The sequence below is a fragment of the Sphingomonas fucosidasi genome (genome assembly GCF_036663855.1).
GTDB classification, from domain to species: Bacteria; Pseudomonadota; Alphaproteobacteria; order Sphingomonadales; family Sphingomonadaceae; genus Sphingomonas; species Sphingomonas faeni_B.
In genome coordinates this window covers 1-1,127 of sequence record NZ_JAXOJR010000025.1, presented here as the reverse complement: position 1 = coordinate 1,127, position 1,127 = coordinate 1, and the positions used below count along the sequence as shown (strand labels likewise).

The following is a 1,127-nucleotide window of genomic DNA, read 5'->3' as shown; positions in this document are numbered from 1 at the left end:
CGACGAAGCCGGGGCACCGGCGAAGTTCCATGTCCGCGCGCTGTTCCGGGATCGGCTGGCAGTGATCACCCCGCTGCTCTGGCTGGGCTATATGGTCAGCAGCATGGCGATCTATTTCAAGGCGTCCTGGGGCCCGCTGGTGCTTGAGGGGCTGGACGTTCCGCGGCACGTGGCCGCCAATGTCTCGGCGATCGGGGGTTTGCTGGGCGCCGTTGCCGGCCTGGCGCTGATGCGCTTCACCGACAAATACGGCCCCGCCGCCGTCGCCTTCTACCCCTTGTTCTCCGCTCCGGTGCTGCTGCTGATCGGGTTCGATGCGGTGCCGGCTCCGCTCTTCGTGCCGAGCTTCATCCTGTCGACGATGCTGGTCAGCGGTGCCCATTTCGGGATCATCTCGATTGCCGGCATCTTCTATCCCAGCAGCGTGCGGGCCAGCGGCGCCGGCTGGGCCGCGTCGATCGGCAAGATCGCCGGCGTCGCGGGTCCACTGCTCGGTGCGGTCGTCCTTTCGAGTCAGCTGCCGCTGCTGCGCAGCTTCGCCTTTCTCGCGATCTGCCCGATCACCCTCCTGTTCTGTGCGCTCGGCCTCGCGGTCGCCGCGCGGACGACGCCGGGAGGGCAGGCCGCGCGCTGACGCCATTCCGCTCGCCACAAGCTTGTGTGCCGGGTCGGATAAGCAGGCGGTGCGCCGATCCGCCAGACCGGATCCGCTCGGCGTCTCGCCCCCGCTGTCGCGGGGGTGTCCGGCGGGCGATCGAAGCTCAATATTCTGTCAGGCGGATCGCGAAATGAAGCAGCAAGGCAAGGCGCGCAAGGTCATCATCACCTGCGCGCCGACGGGGTCGATTCACACCCCCTCGATGTCGCCCTATCTGCCGGTCACGCCGGATCAGATCGCCCAGGCGGCGATCGAGGCGGCCGAGGCCGGCGCGTCGATCCTGCATCTGCACGCACGCAACCCCGCCGATGGCAGCCCGAGCCCGTCCGCCGAGCATTTCATGGCGTTCCTGCCGCGGATCAAGCAGGCGACCGACGCCGTCATCAACATCTCGACCGGCGGCAGCGCGACCATGTCGCTCGACGCGCGGCTCGAAGGCGCGCGGGCGGCTCGCCCGGAGCTCTGCTCG

The 1,127-nt window shown here is 68.8% G+C and carries 2 protein-coding genes; both read left to right on the top strand.

The window, feature by feature from the left end:
• Positions 1–634 (top strand): MFS transporter (locus U1737_RS20585; RefSeq protein WP_503676868.1); only part of this gene is annotated, 634 nt, incomplete at its 5' end.
• Between the two features lie 154 nt (positions 635–788).
• Positions 789–1,127: 3-keto-5-aminohexanoate cleavage protein (locus U1737_RS20580; RefSeq protein ID WP_332798085.1), on the top strand; the 339-nt coding region annotated here is incomplete at its 3' end.